Genomic DNA, 21,155 nt, shown 5'->3' on the forward strand with positions numbered 1-21,155 from the left:
GCGGATGTTAACGAAAACAGGTGGGTCAATTTTACTCGCTCATAACCCACCCAAGTGGGTCAATTTTGCACGCCGATTCACAAGCGCCCAATGCGCAGCCTCTCCGATACCGGATGGACCAAGGCAATGACCGCGCGTGGCGTGGATGAATCCGCTTTCCGCGAGTGCGTCGAACCAGCCGCCAACGGTGTTGCGGTGCGCGTTCAGCGCTTTGGCCGCGTCCCGGTGGCTGAGAATGATTGAGCCGTTGTTGCTGCCGTTGTAGCGCCGCTTCAGTTCGATGTAGAGCGCGCGGGGCCCGGGTTTGAGGCTCCCCCACGCGGGGGAAGCCTGAAGCCATTCAGGGAGCTGCACATGACGCCCGGTGCCGCGCTTGTGCCTCTTGTAGGGTTTGCGGCTCATAGGGTCGTCTCCTGCCGTGCCAGGGCCTCTGCCACCCGGCCTGCAATCCGCAGGCTCTTGCAGGTTCCCAGGTGCAGCCACGCGTGCTGGGCGTCGGATGCCTGCTGCTGCACCCAGACGCTCCACAGGCCGCCGCAGGGGGTGAGTTTAGCCTTTGGCATGGGCTCCCTCTCCGAAATGAAGTTCAGCGTAGAGGGCAGCGCGTGCGCGGCTCAGGCCGAAGCGGGTTTGCAGGTGCCGGATCTGCGTTTCGCGCGGGGCGGGGCGATTGATGCGAGCGCCCTTCATGCCGCGTCCCCATCAAGAAGGTGCACTGCGCTGGGCGGGTAACGCAATTTTTTCGGGTCTGTGCCGGGGCGCAGCCAGTAGTGCTTGATGTTGTCCTTGCCGCGGTACTGGTCTTCGATGGGCCATGCATACTCGCTGCGCAGCTTGTGAATAACGGCGGCGAGCCGCCAGCCATTCACTTCGCGGATTTCGGTTTTATGGGTCAGGGTGCGCCCTGCCACGAGGTTCTTGCAGACCCAAAAGGTTTGGGTAGGGCTGCTGTAGAAACGGTTTCTGCTCATTCAGTTTCCTTTGCGCTGGCGGGGCAAAGGGCGTATGCTGACCGGGCCGCCAAGCCTTAATTTCAAGTCACATACAGCCCGCGCCCCGATGCCTTCGGGGGCGGGTTTCGTTATGCTGCCTCGCGGCTATTCAGCCATTCAGTGATTGCGCTTTCCGGCCAGGCCACGGCCTTGCGAGTAAGGCGTACTGGGCGGGGAAACTCTCCCCGGCCCATCATCGCGTAAATCGTGGTGCGGCTCAGACCGGTGAGTGCTTCTACTTCGGGGCGGCGGTAATGCTTTTCTGCCATTGCGGCATTCTCCTGCATCTGGTGGTCGATGCAGGAATGATGGAAGAACAGGCCGTGAGCGAATAGCTGGGCAAGTGGGCATAGGGTGGGCGTGCTTTCTGCCCTAGCTTTGCCCACCCCCATTGTTCCACTCAATCCAATGTCCGTTACTTTTCAGGACGCGAACTATGCTACGTCGCGAGTAACCCACCTCGCGCTCAACAGTCCCCCAGGTCGCTGTCCCCTTTCCTTGCGGAAATGCAGACAGCACGCATTCAAGAACATTGTTGCTAGGCTGCTTGCTGCCGGTGCCATTGGAGGCTTTGTGCTCGAACTGTTTCCAATCAATGTCCGAAAATCCGAGCGCCTGAAAGATTTCACCTAGAGAGCTTGGTATGTTTTGGGGGTTCCAGCAAACTGACCATCCAATAAAAGGGCGAACTTGTTCGTCAATGAATTTCTTTATTTCTTCGTCGCTAGGTCCATGCCCGTAAGAACTTGTCGAAAATAGCCGGACAGAGTTTGGTTTGAGCTTTATCAGACCGGTCAAGAAGTCGATTGCGCAAAACCGCGCTTGTGCGTCAGAAAGTCGGAAATTTCCATTACGAAAGTAGTCGAGGTAGCTACAAGATTTACTCGTGCCGAATTTTTCGAATGAAGTGGGGAAACGCCACCAATCGAAGGCGTCTCCATGGGCCGCAATCGGAGGCGGACAACGCATCGTCTTGCCGTTGGGGGAACACAACACTGCGTCAAATGTATCAAGAAAATTCGCCATAACCCAAAGTTCGGAAACACCTAGTGCGAATCCAAGTTCCTCGGAATTTTCAGCGTACCCGTCTTCAAGGAGGCGTTGCTGTAAAAATCGCTCTACTTGATAAGTGTTAAACCCAACTATTTGGTCAGCTGACGAAGGATACCTTGTTGCTATAATTAGATCCCGCGTCCAACCGCTTACTGTTTCAACGACCTCTGTCCAAGACCAATAGCCTTCAGGCGTAAACACTATCCAATCCTCACAATCTCTGCCTGTTTCTTGGTCACGAAATCCGCCCAGCGCGCCATGAGAACGCGGCGCTGTTCCAAGTGGTCCGTGCGGCGGTAGGCACGTTCAACGCTGCCGCCGACAGTGTGGCCCAGCGCGGTTTCCGAAACCTCAAAGGGCGTGTTGGTGGTCTCTGCCACCCAATCGCGGAAGCTGGACCGGAACCCGTGCGGTCGGGCCTCCATCTCTCTGCGCTCCATCAGCCGCGCCATCGTCGCATCGCTGATGACGCCTTTGCGCACGCTGGGGAAAAGAAACCCCTCGCGCTGGTGCTCTTTTGCGGCCTCAATGACCGCCAGCGCCTCCGGGCTGAGGGGCACGCGGAAATCCGATGTGGCATCCTTGCGGCCCTTCACGGTCTCCGCCGGGATGGTCCAAACATCGCCGTCAATCTGGTCAATGTGCAGGTGCCGCAGCGGGCCAGACCGCACCGCAGTCAAGATAAGCAGGCGCAGGGCAAGGTGGGTTACGGTGCCTTCGTCCAGGCTGGCATAGAAGGCCGGCACATCGGCCCAGGGCAGCGCCGGAATATGCTGTGCCTTGTGGCGCTGTTTGCCCAGCAGGGCGCGCGCTTTCTCTACCGCTTGCAAGTCCACATCCAAGCCCAGCGCGGCAGCGTGTTTCAGGCAGATACCCAGCCGGTTCATCGCCTTGCGGGCGGTTTCGGCCTTGTCGTGCCAGATGGGGGCCAGCGTGTCGCGAATGTCGATCTGGTCAATATCTGCCACAGGGACAGCGCCCAGGCGCGGCAGGACGTGGATTTCCAGGGGAGAGAACCAGCGGCCCGCCTTGCCGTCGCCTTTCAATTCCGCCTTGCGCGCTTCAAAGGCATCATGGGCAATGTCCCGCAGCAGATGCATGTTGCGCTCTGCTTGCCTGCGCTCCCGCTGGCGTTCCTTGATCGGGTCCAGCCCTTGCCGGGCCACGGCGCGCCATTTCGCGGCTTCCTCGCGGGCTTCTTTCAGCGATACTTCAGGATAAGGGCCAAGCCCCATTTCCCGGCGGCGGCCATGCACGGTGACAAACAGCAGCCACTTGCCGCGCTCCGGACTGCGCTTGTGAAGCCACAGATTTCCGCCATCGCCATGCTTCCCGGTGGCGGCAGCCTTGACCCTTGCGGCACTGAGTTTGTTCGTTTCCCTCATTGGGGCTGAACTGCTCCCGATTCCTGGCCCCACTTTTGGCCCCATCTCTATATGTTGTAGGTGGGGGAACTGGGCGGAACAAGCGGGAATGATGGAAAATCGTTAAGCTATTGAAAAAACGTGCATCGGCTGCGGTGCGGGAATGTCCGGGAATTGCTCAGAATGACTGTTAGATGCCGTGTGGGGGCACCACTTATTCAGCTAACATAGTGGTTTCTCTCCAGCTTTTTGCACTTGCAAGGAGCCGTGGATCCTGCCGGAGACCGTTTCGCCTACCGCTGCCTTTGCAGTTCCGGCGCTTTTGGTTCCGGCAGCTGATACGCGGGAAACTGGAAAACAATATCCTCTGGCCGTTCTGCGTGCTGCAGTCGGTGGGGCGCGGGTGATTTGCCCGCTTGCTTCCCTTGCCGGTGCTGCCGCATGCCGCCAGCGGAACGAACCTCCGCGCGGCCTGCTTGCGCTGCGGCATTGGCGCGATTGCCTTCTGCATCCAGCCATGCTGTTGTGCGCGCGAAAGAGTTTTCAGGGAGACCCACTCATGACCGATGCCCCGTCTTATGGCTTTGACACCTTGCAAATCCATGCCGGCGCCAAGCCGGATCCGGCGACCGGCGCGCGGCAGACGCCGATCTATCAGAGCACCGCTTATGTCTTCCGCGATGCCGAGCACGCGGCGGCCCTGTTCAACCTGCAGGAAGTCGGATTTATCTATTCCCGCCTGACCAACCCCACCGTTGCAGTGCTGCAAGAGCGGCTGGCGACGCTGGAGGGCGGCGTCGGCGCGGTCTGCTGCTCGTCCGGCCATGCGGCGCAGATCATGGCGCTGTTCCCGCTGATGGGACCGGGCTGCAATGTGGTCGCCTCGACCCGGCTGTATGGCGGCACCGTCACCCAGTTCAGCCAGACCATCAAGCGCTTCGGCTGGTCGGCGAAATTTGTCGACACCGACGATCTGGACGCAGTGAAGGATGCAATCGACGAAAACACCCGCGCGGTGTTCTGCGAGTCGATCGCCAACCCGGGCGGTTACGTGACCGACATCCGCGCGCTGGCGGACATTACCGATGGCGCCGGCATCCCGCTGATCGTCGACAATACCTCTGCCACCCCCTATCTGTGCCGCCCGATCGAGCAGGGCGCGACGCTGGTTGTGCACTCGACAACCAAGTACCTGACCGGCAACGGCACTGTGACCGGCGGCTGCGTGATCGACAGCGGCAAGTTCGACTGGTCGGGCAACGACAAGTTCCCCTCCCTGTCGGAGCCGGAACCCGCCTATCACGGCCTCAAGTTCCATGAAACATTCGGCCCCCTGGCCTATACCTTCCACGGGATCGCCATCGGCCTGCGCGATCTGGGGATGACGATGAACCCGCAGGCGGCGCATTACACGCTGATGGGTGTCGAGACCCTGTCCCTGCGGATGCAGCGCCATTGCGAGAACGCCCGCAAGGTGGCCGAATGGCTCGAGAACGATGACCGGATCGACTATGTGACCTATGCGGGCCTGCCGTCTTCCCCCTATTACGAGCGTGCCCAGCAGCACTACCCCAAGGGCACCGGCGGGCTGTTCACCTTTGCGGTCAAGGGCGGCTACGAGGCCTGCATCAAGCTGGTGGATTCGCTGGAGATCTTCAGCCACGTCGCCAACCTCGGCGACACCCGCTCGCTGATCATCCACTCGGCCTCCACCACCCACCGGCAGCTGACGCCGGAGCAGCAGGAAGCCGCGGGCGCCAGCCCGAATGTGGTGCGCGTGTCCATCGGCATCGAGGATGCGGACGACCTGATCCGCGACCTGGACCAGGCGCTGGCCAAAGCCTGCGGCTGAGGCACGGCTTATCCGAATGAGAAAGGCCGGGCGCCCTGCCCGGCCTTTCTTGTTATTCGCTGCCCTCGCCGCCCGGCACCGCCATGTCGAACACCACCGAGACGTTGTGCGTGAACGTCAGCTCCCCGGCTTCGACCGGCATCGACTCGCTGCGGGCCATGTCCATCGCCATCATCGGCCGGGGCCCGCCGCCGCTGCCGTGCTCGGTGATTGTGCGCACCGGGCCCAGCTCCATGCCGGCCGCCTCCGCCAGCTGCTGCGCCTTGCGCATCGCATCCTTGACCGCTTCGCCGCGGATCCGGTCGGTGACCGCGGCAGGGTCCTCCACGCCAAAGGTCAGGCCCTGGAACTGGTTGGCGCCGGCGGTCAGAACCGTGTCCAGCACCGGTCCCAAACGGTCCAGATCCCGCACCCGCACCATCAGCGTGTTCGAGGCCTGGAAGCCAGTGATCTCGCGCCGGCCGCCGCTGTCGTAGGACCGGTCCTGCGACCAGACCGGATGCATCGCGATCTGCCGGGTCTGCATGTCCGCGCCGGCGATGCCGCTTTCCTTGAGCCGTGCGATCACCCCGCCCATCGCCTCAGACACGGCCGCCATCGCAGCTGCGGCTTCTTCGGCCTCCTCCGTCACGCCCAGGGTGATGGTCGCCAGTTCCGGCGCCACCTGCAGCGTGCTTTCGCCATTGACCGTGATCTGCCGCGGCGCCGCGGCCTCGCTTGCGGCAGCAGCGCCTGCGCTCATCGACAGCATCAGGGCGGCGGCCAGAAGTTTCCTTGCTTTCATTCTCAAAAGCTCCTTTTTCGAATACCCCTTAGATGGGGACGGCAAACTGCCGCCCGCAAGCCCCGGCAGAAGTCTTTTCCTTTAACTCGGCAATCTCCTGCTTTAAGGTCCGCGGCAAAACACCGGGCGCGTCGGGCGGCCCCGGGCAGTATGGATTTGGATGGTTTGACCCAAGGCATGAAACCGGCTTTTGCTCTTTCGCTTTCCGCTGATGGTATTGCGCTTCTCTATCGCGCCGAAGACGGCTGGCGGCACGTGGGCAGCACTCCGTTTGACGCCGAGGATCTGCCCGCCGCACTGGCTAAGATGCGTGCTGACGCGCTGCGGCTGGCGCCGGAGGACGTGTTCAGCAAGCTGATCCTGCCCAATGACCAGATCCGGTATCTGACGGTTGAGACAGGTGAGCAGTCCGCGGAGGAGCGGATTGCAGCCGCCAGGGCTGCGCTGGAAGGGGCGACGCCTTATCCGGTGGACGAGCTGGCGTTTGACATCAGCGCTGACGGCAGCCTGACCCATGTTGCCGCCGTGGCGCTGGAAACGCTGGATGAGGCGGAAACCTTTGCGGTGGAGCATGGTTTTGGCCCGGTGAGCTTTGTCGCGGCACCCGAAGACAGCGGTTTTCAGGGCGAGCCCTTCTTTGGCACCACACGCGCGATCCGCGGCACCGAGGTGGAACCCGACGCCGAAGCGGTAAAGGTTGCCGGCCCGGCCAAACTGCCGGACCCGGTGACCGAGGACGGCAGCGACGACGGCAGCTCCGCGGCAGCGGCTGACGACCCGGCACCCGTCCAGGACCCTGCCGGCGATCAGAAGCGGCCCGCACCGCAGGCAGACAACTCTGAGCCGGCGAGCGGTGGAGACGCCGCCCTGCCCTCCGAAGAAACTGCGCAGAAACCGGAAGCGGACCCGGCGCAGGAGGATACGCCGGAAACCCCTCCGGTGAAAGCTACAAAGGCTGAGACGCCGGCCAGCCTCCCGCCTGCCCCGCCGCCTGCCGCGTCCGCGGCTGACGCGCAGGTGCAGAACGCCAGCGGGTTCTCGACCACCCGCAACAAAGCTGCCGCAGCCGCAAACTCTGCTGCTCCGCCAATCCCGGCTGCGGTCCCGGCGCCGCAGCCCCAAGAAAACACAGCACCGCTTGCGGCCGCACGGCAGCCGGGCCCCGTGCCGGAAGCGGCGAAACCGCTGGGAGCCGCAGTTGCGGCCAAGGGCGCAGACCAGGCTGACACCGCCGCGCCCGGCCCGAAAATTCCGCCCGCGCCCGCGGCGCTGCGCGAGTTTGCCCCGGCCCCTGCCGCACCGTCCAAACCCGCACCGCCCAAACCCTCCGCGGACAAGCCCGCCACCAAAGGCAAGCCTCGCTTTCTTGGCCTGATCCTGACCGCCATCCTGCTGCTGTTCATGGCCACTGTCGCGGTCTGGGCCGTGTTTGGCGGCGGCGGCATCCTGTCTGACGCAGCAGACGGCGGCCGCAGCCTCTCCCCCGCTTCCGGCGGCAGCCAGGCGGAGGAGACAGATGGCCAAACCGAACCGCCCGCCCTGGTGCCTCAGCCCGAAGCAGACCAGGACAGCTCCCCCATCGCTCCGCAGGTCAGCGTGCTGGCTGATCAGCCCGATCCCGGCATTCAGGAAACCGGGGCGGCAGCGGAGGAGGCTGCCGGCGACGCAGCGCTGGCGGACACTGGGCCGGACCCCACCGCCGAGGACGAAGCCGCCGCAGACGGTGCGGAGCTGCCTGAGGATGGCACGGACACCGCCCTTGTGGACACGGACGCGGCCGCGGAGGCCGTCCAGGATGAGCCGCTGGACGAACTGGCCCTGGCCGCGCGGTACGCTGCAACCGGGATCTGGCCAGTGGCGCCGGATCTGGGGACGTTCCCCGCTGCGCCGCGCCTCGATGAGCTGTATACCGCCTCTATCGACCGCACCGGCAGCGCGCCGGACGCTGTGGCGCTGCCGCAGCCGGAGACCTTTGCCCTGGATGAGGAACCGGGCGCCGTCGCCTCGCCCGCCGCGGCAGGCGCAGATTTCGACCTCGATGAGCGCGGCCTGGTCAAAGCGACGCCTGGCGGCACGCTGAACCCCGATGGGATTACGGTCTACCTGGGCCGCCCCAAGAAGGTGCCGCCGCCGGCACCCGAACGCAACGACCCGGCCGCTGAGGCCCTGGCCGAGGAAGTGGCCCGGAATCAAGTGCTGTCGCGCAAGCGGCCAAAGGCCCGGCCCGCGGATCTGCAGGAACAGACCGAGCGCGCCCAGCTGGGCGGTCTCAGCCGCGCTGAGCTCGCCTCGCTGCGCCCGCGTCAGCGGCCGGCCAGCCTGAAGCCGGCGGAGGAAGAGCAGCTGCCCGCAACAGCCTTGGCAATCGCCGCCTCGGCAGTTCCCCGCGAGCGGCCCGCGAATTTCGCAAATCTGGTCGACCGCGCCCGCCGCAACGCCCAGAACCAGGTGAAGACCGCCGCCGCAGTGCCGGCAGCCGCCGCCGCCGTCGCGCCGCGCATCCCGACCACGGCTTCGGTCGCCCGCCGGGCCACCGTCAGCAACGCTATCAACCTGCGCAAGCTGAACCTCATCGGCGTCTACGGCACCGCGTCCGACCGCCGCGCGCTGGTCCGGCTGCCTTCGGGCCGCTACAAGAAGGTGCAGGTCGGCGACCGCATCGACGGCGGCCGGGTGATCGCCATCGGCGAAAACCAGTTGCAGTATCAGAAAGGCGGCCGCAACCGCACTCTGAAGATGCCGAACGGCTAAGCGCCCGCTCCAAAGAGATTTCCCTTTCCTGCCCTCTCCCCTGGCCAGCAGACAGCTGCCGCCGCTGCAACGCAGGCGGCGGCTCCTCTTTTGCGCGGGCCGGGACAGGAAGGGTGCAGGCACAGAAAAGGCCGGGCCCGCGATGCGGACCCGGCCTGGGGCAATAGCCTGCTCGCGGTTATTCCGCGGCCTGAATCTCGCCGTTTTCGATCTGCTCGCGCTCGATCGATTCAAACAGCGCCTTGAAGTTGCCTTCGCCAAAGCCGTCGTCGCCCTTGCGCTGGATGAATTCAAAGAAGATCGGCCCGATCACGGTCTTGGAGAAGATCTGCAGCAGGATCTTGGTTTCGCCGCCATCGACCACGCCTTCGCCGTCGATCAGGATGCCGTGCTTCTTCATCCGGTCCAGCGGCTCTTCATGGCGCTGCACCCGGTCGTGGCTCAGGTCGTAATAGGTCTCCGGGGGCGCCGGCATGAACTTGATGCCGCGCTCCGAGATCTCATCGGTCGAGTCATAGATGTTCTCGGTGCCGACGGCGATGTGCTGGATGCCCTCACCCTTGTACTTCTTCAGGTAGGAGACGATCTGCCCGGTCTCGCCGCGGTCCTCGTTGATCGGGATCCGGATACGGCCGCAGGGCGAGGTCAGCGCACGGCTCAGCAAGCCGGTGTACTTGCCTTCAATGTCAAAGAAACGGATCTCCTTGAAGTTGAACAGCTCGCCGTAGAACTTGAACCACTTGTCCATGTTGCCCTTGTAGACATTGTGGGTCAGGTGATCGAGGTAGTAGAAGCCGACGCCGCGCGGCTTGGACTGCTTCAGCCACTCGAATTCCTCGTTGTAGGGCGAGGTGTCGTAATACTGGTCGATGAAGTAGATCAGCGAACCGCCGATGCCCTTGATCGCGGGCACATCCATGGTCTTGTCATCGCCGTCGTAGGCTTCGGCGCCCTTGGCGACGGCATGTTCGAACGCCTTCTGCGCGTCGGCCACGCGCCAGCCCATCGACGGGGCGCAGGGGCCGTGCTCTGCCACGAACTTTTCGGCAAAGCTGCCGGCCTCGGCGTTCAGGATGTAGGTGATGTCGCCCTGCTGCCACAGCTCGACGCCGGGCTTCTGCTTGTGGCGGCCGACCAGCTCATAGCCCATCTGAGTGAACAGGTCGCGCAGTTCCTGCGGCTCGGGGCTGGCAAATTCAACAAATTCAAAGCCATCGGTGCCAGCGGGGTTCTCCGGCGTGATCTCGGATTTCGGGGCGTTATGCGGGAACGGGCCCATTGCGCGTCTCCTTCATCTGGTGTGGGGCAGGATCAAATCTTGCCCTAAGAATACCGCTTTTCGGATACAGGTTTTCCGCATAGTTTCGCGCGCGCAGGTTGATATGCGCGGCATTTTCACGGAAAGTGCCGAAAACGCGGAGATTTTGCGCATGCTGGACCCAACGGATACGAAACTCCTCGCAGCGTTGCAGAAAGACGCGCATCTGACGGCGCAGCAACTGGGAGACCTGCTCAACCTGTCGCCCAGCCAGGCCGGGCGGCGGCGCCAGCGGCTGGAGGCGGAAGGGTATATCGAGGGCTATTCGGCGCGGCTCAATCCGGCCAAGCTGGGGCTGGCCGTTCAGGGATTTGTGCAGGTGCATCTGGGCAGCCACGGCCCTGAACAGTCCAAGGGGTTCGCCCGGCTGGTGGCCAGCCAGCCGCAGATCACCTCAGCCTGGACGATGACCGGAGAGGCCGATTACCTGCTGCGTGTCTACTGTGCCGACTTGCAGGCGCTGAACACGCTGATCCACGAGATTCTGCTGCCGCATCCCGGGGTGTCACGGGTCCAGAGCCAGATCGTAATGGCACAATTAAAACGCGATGCGCCGCTGCCGACTTAACCAACAAACAAGAATTTCTATGTAATCAGGCTGCAACAAATATCTCAATCTGAAGTGGAAACTGACGTGTCCTTTGTCGACCGGCGTGTTGAAACGCGGCCAAGCAGCGGCGAGGCTCCCTTTGGCCTCAATGAAGTGTTCTTTTCGAGGACTGACAGCCGCGGTGTTATCCAGGCGGGTAACTATGTGTTCCGGCGGGTGGGCGGCTACCCTTGGGAGGAACTGATTGGCGCTCCGCACAAGGTGATCCGCCACCCTGACATGCCAAAGGGCGTGTTTTCGCTGTTCTGGGACACCATCCAGCGCGGCGAGTTCATGGGCGCCTATGTCAAAAACAAAGCCAAGGACGGGTTGTATTACTGGGTCTTCGCCGTGGTGGTGCCGTGCCAGGACGGCTATCTGTCCGCGCGCATCAAGCCCAGCAGCAAGCTGTTCGAGGAGGTGCGCGGCCTGTATGCGCAGATGCTCAAGCGCGAAAAAGAGCATGGTGTAAAGCCAGAGGAAAGCGCCCGGCACCTGCTCGACTGGCTGGAAAGCCACGGCTACGAGAACTACCACCAGTTTGCCGCCCACGCGCTGAGCCAGGAGCTGATCGCGCGCGACACCGGCCTGGGCAACCAGCCGCATGCCCGCATCCAGGAGCTGACCGGCATGCTGCGCAATGCCGAAACCCTGGTGGAAGAGACCGAGGGGCTGATCGCCGATTTCGACGCCATGCACACGATCCCGCATAACCTGCGGGTGCTGGCCTCCCGGATTGAGCCTTCGGGCGGCCCGGTCACCGTGCTGTCGCAGAACTACGGATCCATGTCGCGTGAGATGTCGGATTGGTTCGCCGCGCATGTGATGGGCAAGAACAGCAACTTCGCCAAGATAAAATCCTCAGTGAATGACAGCCTGTTTGTCGAGGGCATGGCGCGAATCCTGATCGAGTGCGACCATCAGCTGCAAAGGGAGCGCCGCGAACTGGGCGAACTCGACATGGAGTTGGAGCGCAATATCCTCGGCGATCTGGTTCAGGAGCAGGTCAAGCGCGCGCAAGACGGGATGAAGGAGGTCCATCAGGAAGCCGATCGCATCACCAGCGCCTGCCAGATCATGCACCGGCACTTCCTTGGCCTCAGCTCGACCAGAGTGCTGCTCAAGATCGAAAGCGCCAGGCTGACCGATTCCGGCGAAACCCTGGCCGATATCATCGACCAGCTCGGCGGTTTCCAGGAGCGGATCTCGCGGCGGCTGGACCGGATCGGCAAGCTTAGTGAAGAAATCCGTCTCCTCGAACAATAATTCCGCAGCGCCTGCCCCCGGCAGGCGCTGAATTGCCTTATCAGCGCGCCACAGCTGCCAAAGCCATTGCCAAGGCACCGGCGCACTTGCGATACCTTCTGTATGGAAGAGTTTTTTTATCAGGCAACCGTTTATCTGGCAGCCGCCGTCATCGCGGTGCCGCTGGCCGCCCGTCTCGGCCTCGGCTCTGTGCTCGGCTACCTGGCGGCGGGCATCGCCATCGGCCCGGTGCTCGGCCTGACCGGCACCGAAACCGAGGATCTGCGCCATTTTGCCGAGTTCGGCGTGGTCATGATGCTGTTCCTGATCGGGCTGGAGCTGGAGCCGCGCGCGCTATGGGCGATGCGGCACAAGCTGCTGGGGCTTGGCGGCATGCAGGTGTCCCTGTCCACGCTCGCGCTGATGGGCGCGGCAATGGCGATGGGCCAGCCCTGGCACGTCAGCCTGGCCATCGGCCTCGCTTTGTCGCTCTCCTCCACCGCGATCGTTTTGCAGACCCTTTCGGAAAAGGGGCTGATGCGGACCGGCGGCGGCCGTTCGGCCTTTTCGGTGCTGCTGACCCAGGACATTGCGGTGATCCCGATCCTGGCCTTCCTGCCGCTGCTTGGCTCATACGCCATTCCGCAGTTTTCCAGCGATGGCTCCATCCGCCTCGAAGGCGATGACCACGGCGCGGGCCACGGTTCCCTGTCGCTGGTGGAAGGGCTGCCGGGCTGGGCGGTAACACTTGTCACCCTGGCAGCCATCGCCTTCATCATCCTGGCGGGCATCTACCTGACCCGGCCGCTGTTCCGCTTTATCCACGCCTCCAACCTGCGCGAGATGTATACCGCCTTGGCGCTGATGATCGTGGTCGGGATTTCCTTCCTGATGACGCTGGTCGGCTTGTCGCCGGCGCTTGGCGCGTTTTTGGCGGGGGTGGTTCTGGCCAACTCCGAATTCCGGCATGAGCTGGAAAGCGACCTCAACCCCTTCAAAGGCTTGCTGCTGGGGCTGTTCTTCATCACCGTCGGCGCGGGCATCGACTACCGCCAGTTCCTGGCGGATCCCGGCGACCTGATCGGCCTGGCCGCGCTGGTGATCCTGGCCAAGGGCATAGTGCTGTTTGCGGTCGGCCGCGCCTTTGGCCTTCGCCGCCGCGGGCTGTGGCTGTTTACCCTCAGCCTGGCGCAGGCCGGGGAATTCGGCTTTGTCCTGCTCGCCTTTTCGCGCCAGCTCAACGTCATTCCGGCGGCGCTGTCGGAAAAGCTGCTCTTGGTGATTGCGCTGTCGATGCTGATCACGCCGCTGCTGTTCATCCTCTATGACTTCCTGTCCAAGCGCATGGGGGACGCCCGCCAGGAGCACGAGCCGGACGAGATTGACGAGGAAGGCCCGGTCATCATCGCGGGCATCGGCCGCTTCGGGCAGATCGTTAACCGGCTGGTGCAGGCCAGCGGCTTCAAGACCGTGGTGCTGGACCACGATATGGAAGCGGTGCAGCTGATGCGCCGTTTCGGGGTCAAGAGCTTCCTGGGCGATCCGACCCGGCCGGAGCTGCTGAAGGCGGCCGGCATCGCCAAGGCCAAGGTTTTTGTGGTGGCGCTGGACGATCCCGAAGGGGTGGTCAAGATGGTGGCCTATGTGCGCCGCGCCTATCCGGACCTGCACATCATTGCCCGCGCCAAGGACCGCAACCACGTCTATGAGCTGTATCAGGCCGGTGCCGACGACATCGTGCGCGAACTGTTCGACAGCTCGGTGCGGGCGGGCCGCTATGTGCTGGAGAACGTCGGCCTCAGCGAATACGAGGCGGCGCAGGCAGCGCAGACCTTCTATGCCCACGACCGTCAGAACCTGCGCGATCTGGCTGAGCATTGGATCCCCGGCACCCCGGCCAGCCAGAACCCCGCCTATATTGAACGCGCGCGCGAGCTGGAAAAGGCACTGGAAAGCGCGATTTTCGAGATGGCGGAGCGCAAGCGCAAGAAATCCTCGGAAGCCGCAGAATGAAAAAGCCCCGGCACAGGCCGGGGCTTTTTGATGTTGGCATTCGGCCGGTCAGCCGTCTGAAACCCCCGCCTCGGCAAAGGTCGCCATGCCGCTGTGGCAGGCAATTGCGCCTTTCAGCACCTGGATCGCCAGCGCAGCGCCGGAGGCCTCGCCCAGCCGCAGGCCCAGTGACAGCAGCGGCTGCTTGCCCAGTTTCTCCAGCAGCACCGGATGCGCGCCCTCGGCGCTTTGATGGCCTGCCAGCGTGTGGTCCAGCGCCCCGTCCGCGGTCTGCAGCAGGCAGGCGGCAGCGGCGCAGCAGATGAAGCCGTCCAGGATCACCGGGATGCGCAGCACCCGGGCCGCGGCGATGGCCCCGGCCATGGCGGCAATCTCGCGCCCGCCAAGGCAGGCCAGCGCATCCAGCCCGTCGCGGATAGCGTCCTTGTGCAGTGCCACGCCTTCCGCCACCACCCGGGTTTTGTTAGCAAGGCCCGCGTCATCCACACCGGTGCCGCGCCCGGTCCAATCCGCCGCGTCCCCGCCGAACAGCGCGCAGGCCAGGGCTGCCGCCGGTGTGGTGTTGCCGATGCCCATTTCGCCAACCACCAGCAGGTCAGCGCTCGGGTCGACCGCCTCCCATCCCGCCTGCAGCGCTGCCAGCAGCTCGTCACCGCTCATCGCTGCGCCTTGGGTGAAATCGGCGGTCGGGTGGTCCAGCTCCAGTGCGAGCACATCCATGCGCGCGCCTGCCAGTTTGGCCAGCTGGTTGATCGCGGCGCCGCCGTGCTCGAAGTTGATCACCATCTGCGCGGTAACCTCCGGCGGAAAGGCCGAAACGCCTTGCGCCGTCACCCCGTGATTGCCGGCAAAGACGATCACCTGCGGCGCGGCGATTTCGGGCCGGTCGCTGCCGCGCCAGCCGCCGTACCAGATGGCCAGGTCCTCCAGCCGCCCCAGCGCGCCCGGCGGTTTGGTCAGCTGGGTATTGCGCGCGGCTGCCCCCTGCAGGGCGGCCTGATCCTGGGCCGGTGCGGCAGCCAGTGCGGCGCGGAAATCATCAAGGGAGGAAAGCTGTGGCAGCATGTGAAAGCCTCGTTGCATCTTAGCGGGTGACGCGGATAAAGCGGTTAGCAATCTGTTTAACCGCTGGCGGCAGTGCCGCAAGCCCCGCAATAGGCCCGTAAATGCGAAAAAACGACATCCAGGCAAAAGACGTGGCTTTGGCGCTGGTGCTGCTGACCCGGCTGCCGCTGCCGCATCTGCCGGCGGAGGCGTTCCAGCGCCAGGCCAAGGCTGTCTGGGCGTTTCCGCTGGCGGGTCTTGCTGTGGCCCTGCCCGCAGCACTGCTTGCCGCGCTGGCGCTGGCGGCGGGCTTGCCTGCCACGGTGGCCGCGGGGCTGGCGCTGGCGGTTCAGGTCATGCTGACCGGCGCCATGCATGAAGACGGGCTGGCCGACACCGCCGACGGGTTGTGGGGCGGCTTCGACCGCGCGCGGCGGCTGGAGATCATGAAAGACAGCCGCATCGGTGCCTATGGGGTGATCGCGCTGATCCTCGGGTTCGGCCTGCGCTGGAGCGCTTTGACGGCCTTGCTGCAAGTTGCGGGCCCCTGGCCGCTGCTCGCGCTGGCGATGATGAGCCGGGCGGTGATGCCCGCGCTGATGGCGGCGCTTCCCAATGCGCGTTCCGCCGGGCTGTCGCAGACTGTGGGCCGCCCCCGTGCCCTGCCCTGCGGGCTGGCAGCGTTTCTGGCGGTTCTCCTGTCCTTGCCGCTGATTGGTTCGGCAGCAATTGGTGTCGCGCTTGCAATGGGCGCAGCCGCCCTGGGCCTGGGCGCGCTGGCCAAGGCCAAGATCGGCGGCCAGACCGGCGACATCCTCGGCGCTTCGCAGCAAGTGGCGGAGATCGCTGGGCTTCTCGCCCTCCTCGCCATCTGCAGCTGAGCCGGTCCGGGCATGAAAAAGGGCCGCGCCCTCGCAGGCACGGCCCCTGATTTCCGTGATCCGCCGGATCAGGCAGCGCGGGAGGTCAGAACCTCATCCACCTGCTTGGCGGCGGCAATCTCATCATTGCCGGAGACGGCGGCCACTTCGCGGGTCAGGCGCTCCAGCGCAGCTTCGTACAGCTGGCGCTCGGAGTAGCTCTGCTCGCGCTGGTCGTCGGTGCGGTGCAGGTCGCGGACCACTTCAGCGATCGAGATCAGATCGCCGGAATTGATCTTCTGCTCATACTCCTGGGCGCGGCGCGACCACATGGCGCGCTTCACCTTGGCCTTGCCCTTGAGCGTCTTCATCGCCTGCTCAATCACATCCGGCGAGCTCAGCGAGCGCATGCCCACTTCGGTCGCCTTGTTGGTCGGGACCCGCAGGGTCATCTTGTCCTTTTCAAAGGTGATCACGAAAAGCTCCAGCGCAAAGCCGGCCACTTCCTGCTCCTCGATCGAGATGATCTGGCCAACGCCATGCGCCGGGTAGACCACGTAATCATTGGGGCGGAATTCGAGCTTCTTCGACTTGGTCATACAGGTTTTTCCTCACTCACAGCCGGGCGGCACCGGCATTAACGCGAAAAAGCACCCGGCTCCGGCCAGTTCATCTGGACCAGTCCCCGGGACATTTTCTCCGCAGAAATACCGCCCAAAGTGCGCACCGCTTGAGGCGTGCGCCGGGGGCGGACTCCGATTGTTTATGTCTATTGTGCTTGGAGTATATCATAAAAAAGGGCCGCCCGGAAGGCGGCCTGCTGGCAAGGAGCCGTAAAATCCCAATGCAATACGGCGAATTTCCGCACAAATGCGGCACCTCTGCGTGTGGCGGAGAATCAGCCGCCTTCGCCGGGTGCCTCGGAGAAATACTTCTCCATCTTGCCCTCTTCGCCGTCGCGTTCTTCGGCGTCGGGCAGCGGGTCCTTCTTGGACACGATCACCGGCCACATTTCGGAGTATTTGCGGTTGAATTCAACCCATTTGTCCATGTCCGGCTCAGTGTCCGGGCGGATGGCATCCGCCGGGCATTCCGGTTCGCAGACGCCGCAATCGATGCATTCGTCGGGGTGGATCACCAGGGTGTTCTCGCCCTCATAGAAGCAGTCCACCGGGCATACCTCGACACAGTCGGTGTATTTGCAGGCGATGCAGTTTTCCGTCACGACATAGGTCATAGTACCGAGTCCCGTTATCCGTTTGCGCCTAGCTAATCCAGACCGGCCAAGGCTTCAAGCCGTCAAAGGGTATCCTGCTTGCGAGTAAGATCAAGCGCCCTGCGGGCTTTTTTGTCCGGGCGGCCTTTTCCTTCGAACTTGGGGTTGGCCGGAACTTTTTCCTGCTTTTCCGTCATGTCGAAATACAGCGCCTGCGCTTCCGGTGCCGGGCCGCGGCGCTCGCCAATGGCCTCAATGCGGACCACGCGGATCATCTTGCCCTGGGCAAAGGTCAGAACGTCCCCGGGGGAGACGTTCTGAGCCGGTTTCAATGCCTTGGCGCCATTGACGCGCACATGGCCCGCACCGACCTGTTTGGCGGCGAGGCTGCGGGTTTTGAAGAACCGCGCATACCACAGCCACTTGTCGATGCGGATCTTGGGCGCGCCTTCGGCCATGGCCGGGTCAGTCGCCCTGTTTCAGCCCCATCAGCGCAGCGGCAAAGGGGTTGTCCGGGTCGATCTGCTTTTCCTTCTTGGCGGGACGCGAGGAATAAGTCTTGGCGCCCTTGTCCTGGCGCGGACCGCCCTTGCGGCCCGGCTTGCCGCGGCTTCCGCCTTCGCCGCCGCGCGGCTTGCCCTTGCCGCCAGGCTTGCCTTCGCCCTGCGGACGGCGGTTCCGCTGGCGCTGGCCGCCTTGTCGGCCGCCACGGTTGCCGCCCCAGGTGAAGGTATAGAAGACCTCCATTTCGGGTTCGTCCACCACTGCATCGGCAGCCTCGCCAACCGGGGTTTCATCCGCTGCGGTTTCCGCAACCGGCGTCTCTGCCACTGGCTCGGCAGGTTCCTCGGCGATCGGAGCAACGCCTGCATCCTCAATCGCTTCAGTGCCTGCGGGCACATCTGCGGGTGCGGTTTCACCTTCCTCGGCCGGTGCGGCGGCGGGCGTGTTCTCCACCTCAGCGGCGGCGTCCATCACCGGCTTGTCTTCGGACGGGGTTCCGGTTTCGGTTACCACGGCGTCCACCGGCTTCACCTTCTGGCGCTCGCCCTTCTCGGCCTTGTAGCCCAGGCCCTGCATCAGGTCGGCAAACTGCTCCAGCGTCATGCCGGTGATCGACAGCATGTCGGCTTTGGCTTCAAAGCCGCCGCGGCTGTCTTCGGCGCGCAGCATGTCGGCCAGGCGCTCCAGCATGTCGATGCGGATCATCCGCTCGCCTGCGGCACGGTAGCCGCACATGGTGTCGTAACCTTCCGGCGCGTCCTTGATCGACGGCACGGTGACCAGGCCCGGGGGCGGTGCTTCGGGGAAGTCCTGCAGGCCATTGGCCAGCGACCACAGCACCAGGCGCAGACGGGTCGGTGCGGGCTTCAGCAGCAGCGGCATGAAGATGGTGAACTGGCCGAAGCGGATGCCATGCTTGCGCAGCGCGCCGCGGGCGTCCTGATCCAGGTCCTTGACCTCTTGCGCAACGCCTGCACGCGGCAGCACGCCGAGGTTTTCGACCATCCGGAAGGCAAAACCGCGGGCCAGGCCCGACAGCTCTCCGTCCTTCTGCAGGTTCAAGAGCGGTTCGAACAGCGCGTTGATCTTGCGGGTGATGAAATGCAGCAGGCGGCGCTCCACCTTCTGGGCAACATCCGGCCCGGCGGCGTCATCGACGAACACCTCGATCTGCGGGCTCAGCGCGTCCGCGCCGGCCACCAGCTTGCCCACCGCATCGCCGCCCCACATCAGGCCGCCTTGCTCGGTAAAATCGATCTCGGTATCGGGCGCGTTGTAGAACCGGTCCGCACGCAGATGGAATTGCGGCGCCAAAGCCTGCAGCGAGGCCGCTTTCAAGGCTTTTGCCTCAGCACCCTGCGCACCTTTGTCCGGGCTGAACCGGAACCCTTCCAGACGGCCGACGAATTCGCCTTCGACCGTCACTTCACCCTTGTCATTCACTTCGGCCAAAAGGGCCTCCTTCTGTTTGAGCCGCCGCAGAAGCACGGATGTGCGCCGGTCCACAAATCGCTGAGTCAAGCGCTCGTGCAGCGCGTCTGACAACCTGTCTTCTACAGCGCGCGTCTCCCCGCGCCAATGGCTTTCGTCACGCAGCCAGCCATTCCGCTGCGCGACATATGTCCACGTCCGGATAAATGCCAGACGTTTGGACAGGGTATCGATGTTGCCGTCGGTCCGGTCAATCCGCTTGATCTGACGAGCCATCCAGTCGTCCGGCACCACGCCGCCGCCGTGCAGATGCTCAAATATAACGCCCAGAAGCGAGGAATGTTCCGCATGGCTGATGCCGCGGAAGTCGGGAATACGGCAAACATCCCACAACAGCTTCACCGATTGCGCATTGGTGGTGCGGGCGATGATGGCGGATTCCCGCGACAGCATTTTCAGCGCGCCCAGGTCGTCGGCCTCGCGCGCCTTGATCAGGTGCTCGTTCGAGGGGCTTGATTCGAGCGAGTTGATCAGCGCCTCGACGGTGCCGAACTGCAGGTCCGCAGAGCGCCAGTTGAGCTTTTTCAGCGGCGTGAACTGGTGGTTCATGATGGCCGAGGCGGTGCCCTCGTCCAGCGGCCGGGCATCGCCGGTGACGCCGAAGGTGCCGTGGCTCATCCCGCGGCCCGCGCGGCCCGCGATCTGCGCCAGCTCATTGGGGGCCAGCTCGCGCATCCGGCGGCCGTCGAACTTTGTGGTGGAGGAAAACGCCACGTGGTCGATGTCGAGGTTGAGCCCCATGCCGATGGCATCGGTGGCAACCAGATAGTCAACCTCGCCATTCTGGTAGAGTGCCACCTGCGCATTGCGCGTCCGCGGGGACAGCGCGCCCATCACCACTGCCGCGCCGCCCTTCTGGCGGCGGATCAGCTCGGCAATCGCATAGACATTATCAACCGAGAACCCGACGATGGCGGTGCGCGGCGGCATCCGGCTTATCTTTTTCGAACCTGCGTAGACCAGATCGGACATCCGCTCGCGGCGGTGGAATTCCACGCCCGGCACCAGGGCCGAAATCGGTCCGCGCATGGTATCGGCGCCCAGGAACAGCGTCTCGAGCGTGCCGCGGGCGCGCAGCAGCCGGTCGGTGAAGACATGGCCGCGCTCGGGGTCGGCGCAGAGCTGAATCTCGTCGATCGCCAGGAAGTCGCAGCCCATGCCCTCCGGCATCGCCTCCACCGTGCAGATCCAGTACTGCGCCCGCGGCGGCACGATCCGCTCCTCGCCTGTGACCAGCGCCACAACGGACGGCCCGCGGGCGGCGACCACCTTGTCGTAAACCTCGCGCGCCAGCAGACGCAGCGGGAATCCCATGATCCCGGTGCGGTAGCCGAGCATGCGTTCGATGGCGTAATGTGTTTTGCCGGTATTGGTCGGGCCCAGGACGGCCACGATCCGCGATGCGCTTGCCATTGCTTCAGCCCCCGCCCCCGAAAGGGCTTAGAGTTCCCTGCCCTCGACAGAGGGCTTCAGACGTTCGAGGGCGCTGCTTACTTCCTCGTGATGCGGATGTATAGCCTTGGCGCGCCGGTAGGCCTGATAGGCGCGCTCAGGCTCGCGGAACTGTTCAAAAAGCGCGCCCAGCGCATAGATGGCGTTGTAATCCTTGGGGTTCAAGGCCAGCGCCCGTTCCAGGTCGGCCACCGATGGCCCGTAGAGACCAAGCGCGAAATAGACCCGTGCACGCTCGTACCAGCCGCGGGCGAACCCCGGCGCGTGGTCGGTCAGCGCCGTCAGATGCCCTGCCGCCTGCTGCAAGTCTCCGCGCTCCATCGCATCGGTGCCGCGCCGCAGCAGCAGGTCCATCGACGGCGAGCCGCTCTTGGCCCACAGCGCTTGCAGCTCGCGGTCTATTGCCGCAGCCTCCGCTGCTTCGGCCATCGCGAGGTCCTGCAGCAGCACATCGGCCGACAGGCCCTGCGCAAGCCCCTGGCCAGGCAGGGACAGCGCGGCTGCGGCGGCCGTTGCCGCCACGATAGCTTTGAGCTTTGGGAAATTTCTCCGCATGATGCCTCCAGTGTAATCCCGCGCGCTGCATTTTCCAGTATTGGATGCACATGCTTCACAGGTTTGTGCTAT

General features: G+C 63.9%; 20 protein-coding genes. 6 read left to right on the forward strand and 14 right to left on the reverse strand.

The features are described 5' to 3' along the window. Positions 1 to 39: 39 nt before the first annotated feature. The 6 genes from ACXAED_RS02330 to ACXAED_RS02355 all read right to left on the reverse strand — a co-directional run bounded on the left by ACXAED_RS02330 (position 40) and on the right by ACXAED_RS02355 (position 3,430). Entirely contained in the window at positions 40 to 402 is a 363-nt protein-coding gene (locus ACXAED_RS02330) for a helix-turn-helix domain-containing protein (protein WP_475046580.1), read from the reverse strand. After that, complete coding sequence (locus ACXAED_RS02335; protein ID WP_475046581.1) at positions 399 to 563, reverse strand: hypothetical protein; 165 nt, start codon at positions 561 to 563, stop codon at positions 399 to 401. Before ACXAED_RS02335 ends, ACXAED_RS02330 begins: the two co-directional genes overlap by 4 nt. Positions 564 to 686: 123 nt before the next feature. Then, positions 687 to 971, reverse strand: a complete 285-nt coding sequence (locus ACXAED_RS02340; RefSeq protein ID WP_475046583.1) for a hypothetical protein — start codon at positions 969 to 971, stop codon at positions 687 to 689. Between the two features lie 110 nt (positions 972 to 1,081). Beyond that, entirely contained in the window at positions 1,082 to 1,261 is a 180-nt protein-coding gene (locus ACXAED_RS02345) for a helix-turn-helix transcriptional regulator (RefSeq protein WP_475046584.1), read from the reverse strand. A 103-nt stretch (positions 1,262 to 1,364) separates the two neighbouring features. Continuing rightward, on the reverse strand, positions 1,365 to 2,246 hold the full coding sequence (locus ACXAED_RS02350) for a hypothetical protein (RefSeq protein WP_475046585.1): 882 nt from the start codon (positions 2,244 to 2,246) through the stop codon (positions 1,365 to 1,367). After that, on the reverse strand, positions 2,246 to 3,430 hold the full coding sequence (locus ACXAED_RS02355; protein ID WP_475046587.1) for a tyrosine-type recombinase/integrase: 1,185 nt from the start codon (positions 3,428 to 3,430) through the stop codon (positions 2,246 to 2,248). Before ACXAED_RS02355 ends, ACXAED_RS02350 begins: the two co-directional genes overlap by 1 nt. A gap of 538 nt (positions 3,431 to 3,968) precedes the next feature. On the opposite strand from ACXAED_RS02355, the gene ACXAED_RS02360 reads away from it, so the two are divergent. Then, positions 3,969 to 5,261 carry an O-acetylhomoserine aminocarboxypropyltransferase/cysteine synthase family protein gene (locus tag ACXAED_RS02360; RefSeq protein ID WP_475046589.1) on the forward strand — a complete coding sequence of 431 codons (1,293 nt, stop codon included), beginning with the start codon at positions 3,969 to 3,971 and terminating at the stop codon, positions 5,259 to 5,261. Positions 5,262 to 5,313: 52 nt separating this feature from the next. Here ACXAED_RS02360 and ACXAED_RS02365 read toward each other — a convergent pair whose 3' ends face one another. Further along, complete coding sequence (locus ACXAED_RS02365) at positions 5,314 to 6,045, reverse strand: SIMPL domain-containing protein (protein WP_475046591.1); 732 nt, start codon at positions 6,043 to 6,045, stop codon at positions 5,314 to 5,316. 177 nt (positions 6,046 to 6,222) lie between these two features. Here ACXAED_RS02365 and ACXAED_RS02370 point away from each other — a divergent pair, with 177 nt between their 5' ends. After that, positions 6,223 to 8,796, forward strand: coding sequence for a hypothetical protein (locus tag ACXAED_RS02370; protein ID WP_475046593.1), 2,574 nt, complete (start codon positions 6,223 to 6,225; stop codon positions 8,794 to 8,796). Between the two features lie 178 nt (positions 8,797 to 8,974). Here ACXAED_RS02370 and hppD read toward each other — a convergent pair whose 3' ends face one another. Beyond that, on the reverse strand, positions 8,975 to 10,075 hold the full coding sequence (gene hppD / locus ACXAED_RS02375) for a 4-hydroxyphenylpyruvate dioxygenase (protein ID WP_475046594.1): 1,101 nt from the start codon (positions 10,073 to 10,075) through the stop codon (positions 8,975 to 8,977). A 151-nt stretch (positions 10,076 to 10,226) separates the two neighbouring features. Between hppD and ACXAED_RS02380 the strand changes: the two genes are divergently transcribed. From ACXAED_RS02380 to ACXAED_RS02390, 3 genes are all read left to right on the forward strand, one after another. Further along, positions 10,227 to 10,682 carry an Lrp/AsnC family transcriptional regulator gene (locus ACXAED_RS02380; RefSeq protein ID WP_475046596.1) on the forward strand — a complete coding sequence of 152 codons (456 nt, stop codon included), beginning with the start codon at positions 10,227 to 10,229 and terminating at the stop codon, positions 10,680 to 10,682. A 66-nt stretch (positions 10,683 to 10,748) separates the two neighbouring features. Then, entirely contained in the window at positions 10,749 to 11,969 is a 1,221-nt protein-coding gene (locus ACXAED_RS02385) for a PAS domain-containing protein (RefSeq protein ID WP_475046597.1), read from the forward strand. Positions 11,970 to 12,071: 102 nt separating this feature from the next. Beyond that, positions 12,072 to 13,961, forward strand: coding sequence for a monovalent cation:proton antiporter-2 (CPA2) family protein (locus ACXAED_RS02390; protein ID WP_475046599.1), 1,890 nt, complete (start codon positions 12,072 to 12,074; stop codon positions 13,959 to 13,961). Positions 13,962 to 14,009: 48 nt separating this feature from the next. On the opposite strand, the gene cobT is transcribed toward ACXAED_RS02390, so the two are convergent. After that, positions 14,010 to 15,026: a nicotinate-nucleotide--dimethylbenzimidazole phosphoribosyltransferase gene (gene cobT / locus ACXAED_RS02395; RefSeq protein ID WP_475046601.1), complete on the reverse strand. Its 1,017-nt coding sequence runs from the start codon at positions 15,024 to 15,026 to the stop codon at positions 14,010 to 14,012. Between the two features lie 101 nt (positions 15,027 to 15,127). Between cobT and cobS the strand changes: the two genes are divergently transcribed. Beyond that, a complete protein-coding gene (gene cobS / locus ACXAED_RS02400) occupies positions 15,128 to 15,886 on the forward strand; it encodes an adenosylcobinamide-GDP ribazoletransferase (RefSeq protein ID WP_475046602.1) in 759 nt (252 codons plus the stop codon). Positions 15,887 to 15,954: 68 nt separating this feature from the next. Here the strand turns inward: cobS and ACXAED_RS02405 are convergent, their stop codons facing one another. The 5 genes from ACXAED_RS02405 to ACXAED_RS02425 form a co-directional block, all read right to left on the reverse strand. After that, a complete protein-coding gene (locus ACXAED_RS02405) occupies positions 15,955 to 16,464 on the reverse strand; it encodes a CarD family transcriptional regulator (protein ID WP_027236940.1) in 510 nt (169 codons plus the stop codon). A 299-nt stretch (positions 16,465 to 16,763) separates the two neighbouring features. After that, positions 16,764 to 17,102 (reverse strand): ferredoxin FdxA, encoded by a 339-nt coding sequence (gene fdxA, locus ACXAED_RS02410; protein WP_027236939.1) that lies wholly within the window; start codon positions 17,100 to 17,102, stop codon positions 16,764 to 16,766. 62 nt (positions 17,103 to 17,164) lie between these two features. Then, the gene (locus tag ACXAED_RS02415) at positions 17,165 to 17,539 is read right to left on the reverse strand and encodes an RNA-binding S4 domain-containing protein (RefSeq protein WP_475046604.1); all 375 of its coding nucleotides are present in this window, start codon (positions 17,537 to 17,539) and stop codon (positions 17,165 to 17,167) included. 7 nt (positions 17,540 to 17,546) lie between these two features. After that, positions 17,547 to 20,489, reverse strand: coding sequence for a helicase-related protein (locus ACXAED_RS02420; RefSeq protein ID WP_475046605.1), 2,943 nt, complete (start codon positions 20,487 to 20,489; stop codon positions 17,547 to 17,549). Between the two features lie 27 nt (positions 20,490 to 20,516). Next, entirely contained in the window at positions 20,517 to 21,083 is a 567-nt protein-coding gene (locus tag ACXAED_RS02425; protein ID WP_475046606.1) for a tetratricopeptide repeat protein, read from the reverse strand. Positions 21,084 to 21,155: the final 72 nt, after the last annotated feature.

The organism is Leisingera sp. ABM4_103, from assembly GCF_056158685.1.

Bases quoted from the DNA above. Each gene is read 5' to 3' on its own strand.
- ACXAED_RS02390 (WP_475046599.1), top strand. From the start codon at position 12,072: ATGGAAGAGTTTTTTTATCAGGCAACCGTTTATCTGGCAGCCGCCGTC.
- ACXAED_RS02360 (WP_475046589.1), top strand. From the start codon at position 3,969: ATGACCGATGCCCCGTCTTATGGCTTTGACACCTTGCAAATCCATGCC.
- cobT (WP_475046601.1), bottom strand. From the start codon at position 15,026: ATGCTGCCACAGCTTTCCTCCCTTGATGATTTCCGCGCCGCACTGGCT.
- ACXAED_RS02340 (WP_475046583.1), bottom strand. From the start codon at position 971: ATGAGCAGAAACCGTTTCTACAGCAGCCCTACCCAAACCTTTTGGGTC.
- hppD (WP_475046594.1), bottom strand. From the start codon at position 10,075: ATGGGCCCGTTCCCGCATAACGCCCCGAAATCCGAGATCACGCCGGAG.
- ACXAED_RS02330 (WP_475046580.1), bottom strand. From the start codon at position 402: ATGAGCCGCAAACCCTACAAGAGGCACAAGCGCGGCACCGGGCGTCAT.
- ACXAED_RS02405 (WP_027236940.1), bottom strand. From the start codon at position 16,464: ATGACCAAGTCGAAGAAGCTCGAATTCCGCCCCAATGATTACGTGGTC.
- ACXAED_RS02370 (WP_475046593.1), top strand. From the start codon at position 6,223: ATGAAACCGGCTTTTGCTCTTTCGCTTTCCGCTGATGGTATTGCGCTT.
- ACXAED_RS02345 (WP_475046584.1), bottom strand. From the start codon at position 1,261: ATGGCAGAAAAGCATTACCGCCGCCCCGAAGTAGAAGCACTCACCGGT.
- fdxA (WP_027236939.1), bottom strand. From the start codon at position 17,102: ATGACCTATGTCGTGACGGAAAACTGCATCGCCTGCAAATACACCGAC.
- ACXAED_RS02380 (WP_475046596.1), top strand. From the start codon at position 10,227: ATGCTGGACCCAACGGATACGAAACTCCTCGCAGCGTTGCAGAAAGAC.
- ACXAED_RS02355 (WP_475046587.1), bottom strand. From the start codon at position 3,430: ATGAGGGAAACGAACAAACTCAGTGCCGCAAGGGTCAAGGCTGCCGCC.
- ACXAED_RS02415 (WP_475046604.1), bottom strand. From the start codon at position 17,539: ATGGCCGAAGGCGCGCCCAAGATCCGCATCGACAAGTGGCTGTGGTAT.
- ACXAED_RS02335 (WP_475046581.1), bottom strand. From the start codon at position 563: ATGCCAAAGGCTAAACTCACCCCCTGCGGCGGCCTGTGGAGCGTCTGG.
- cobS (WP_475046602.1), top strand. From the start codon at position 15,128: ATGCGAAAAAACGACATCCAGGCAAAAGACGTGGCTTTGGCGCTGGTG.
- ACXAED_RS02420 (WP_475046605.1), bottom strand. From the start codon at position 20,489: ATGGCAAGCGCATCGCGGATCGTGGCCGTCCTGGGCCCGACCAATACC.
- ACXAED_RS02425 (WP_475046606.1), bottom strand. From the start codon at position 21,083: ATGCGGAGAAATTTCCCAAAGCTCAAAGCTATCGTGGCGGCAACGGCC.
- ACXAED_RS02365 (WP_475046591.1), bottom strand. From the start codon at position 6,045: ATGAAAGCAAGGAAACTTCTGGCCGCCGCCCTGATGCTGTCGATGAGC.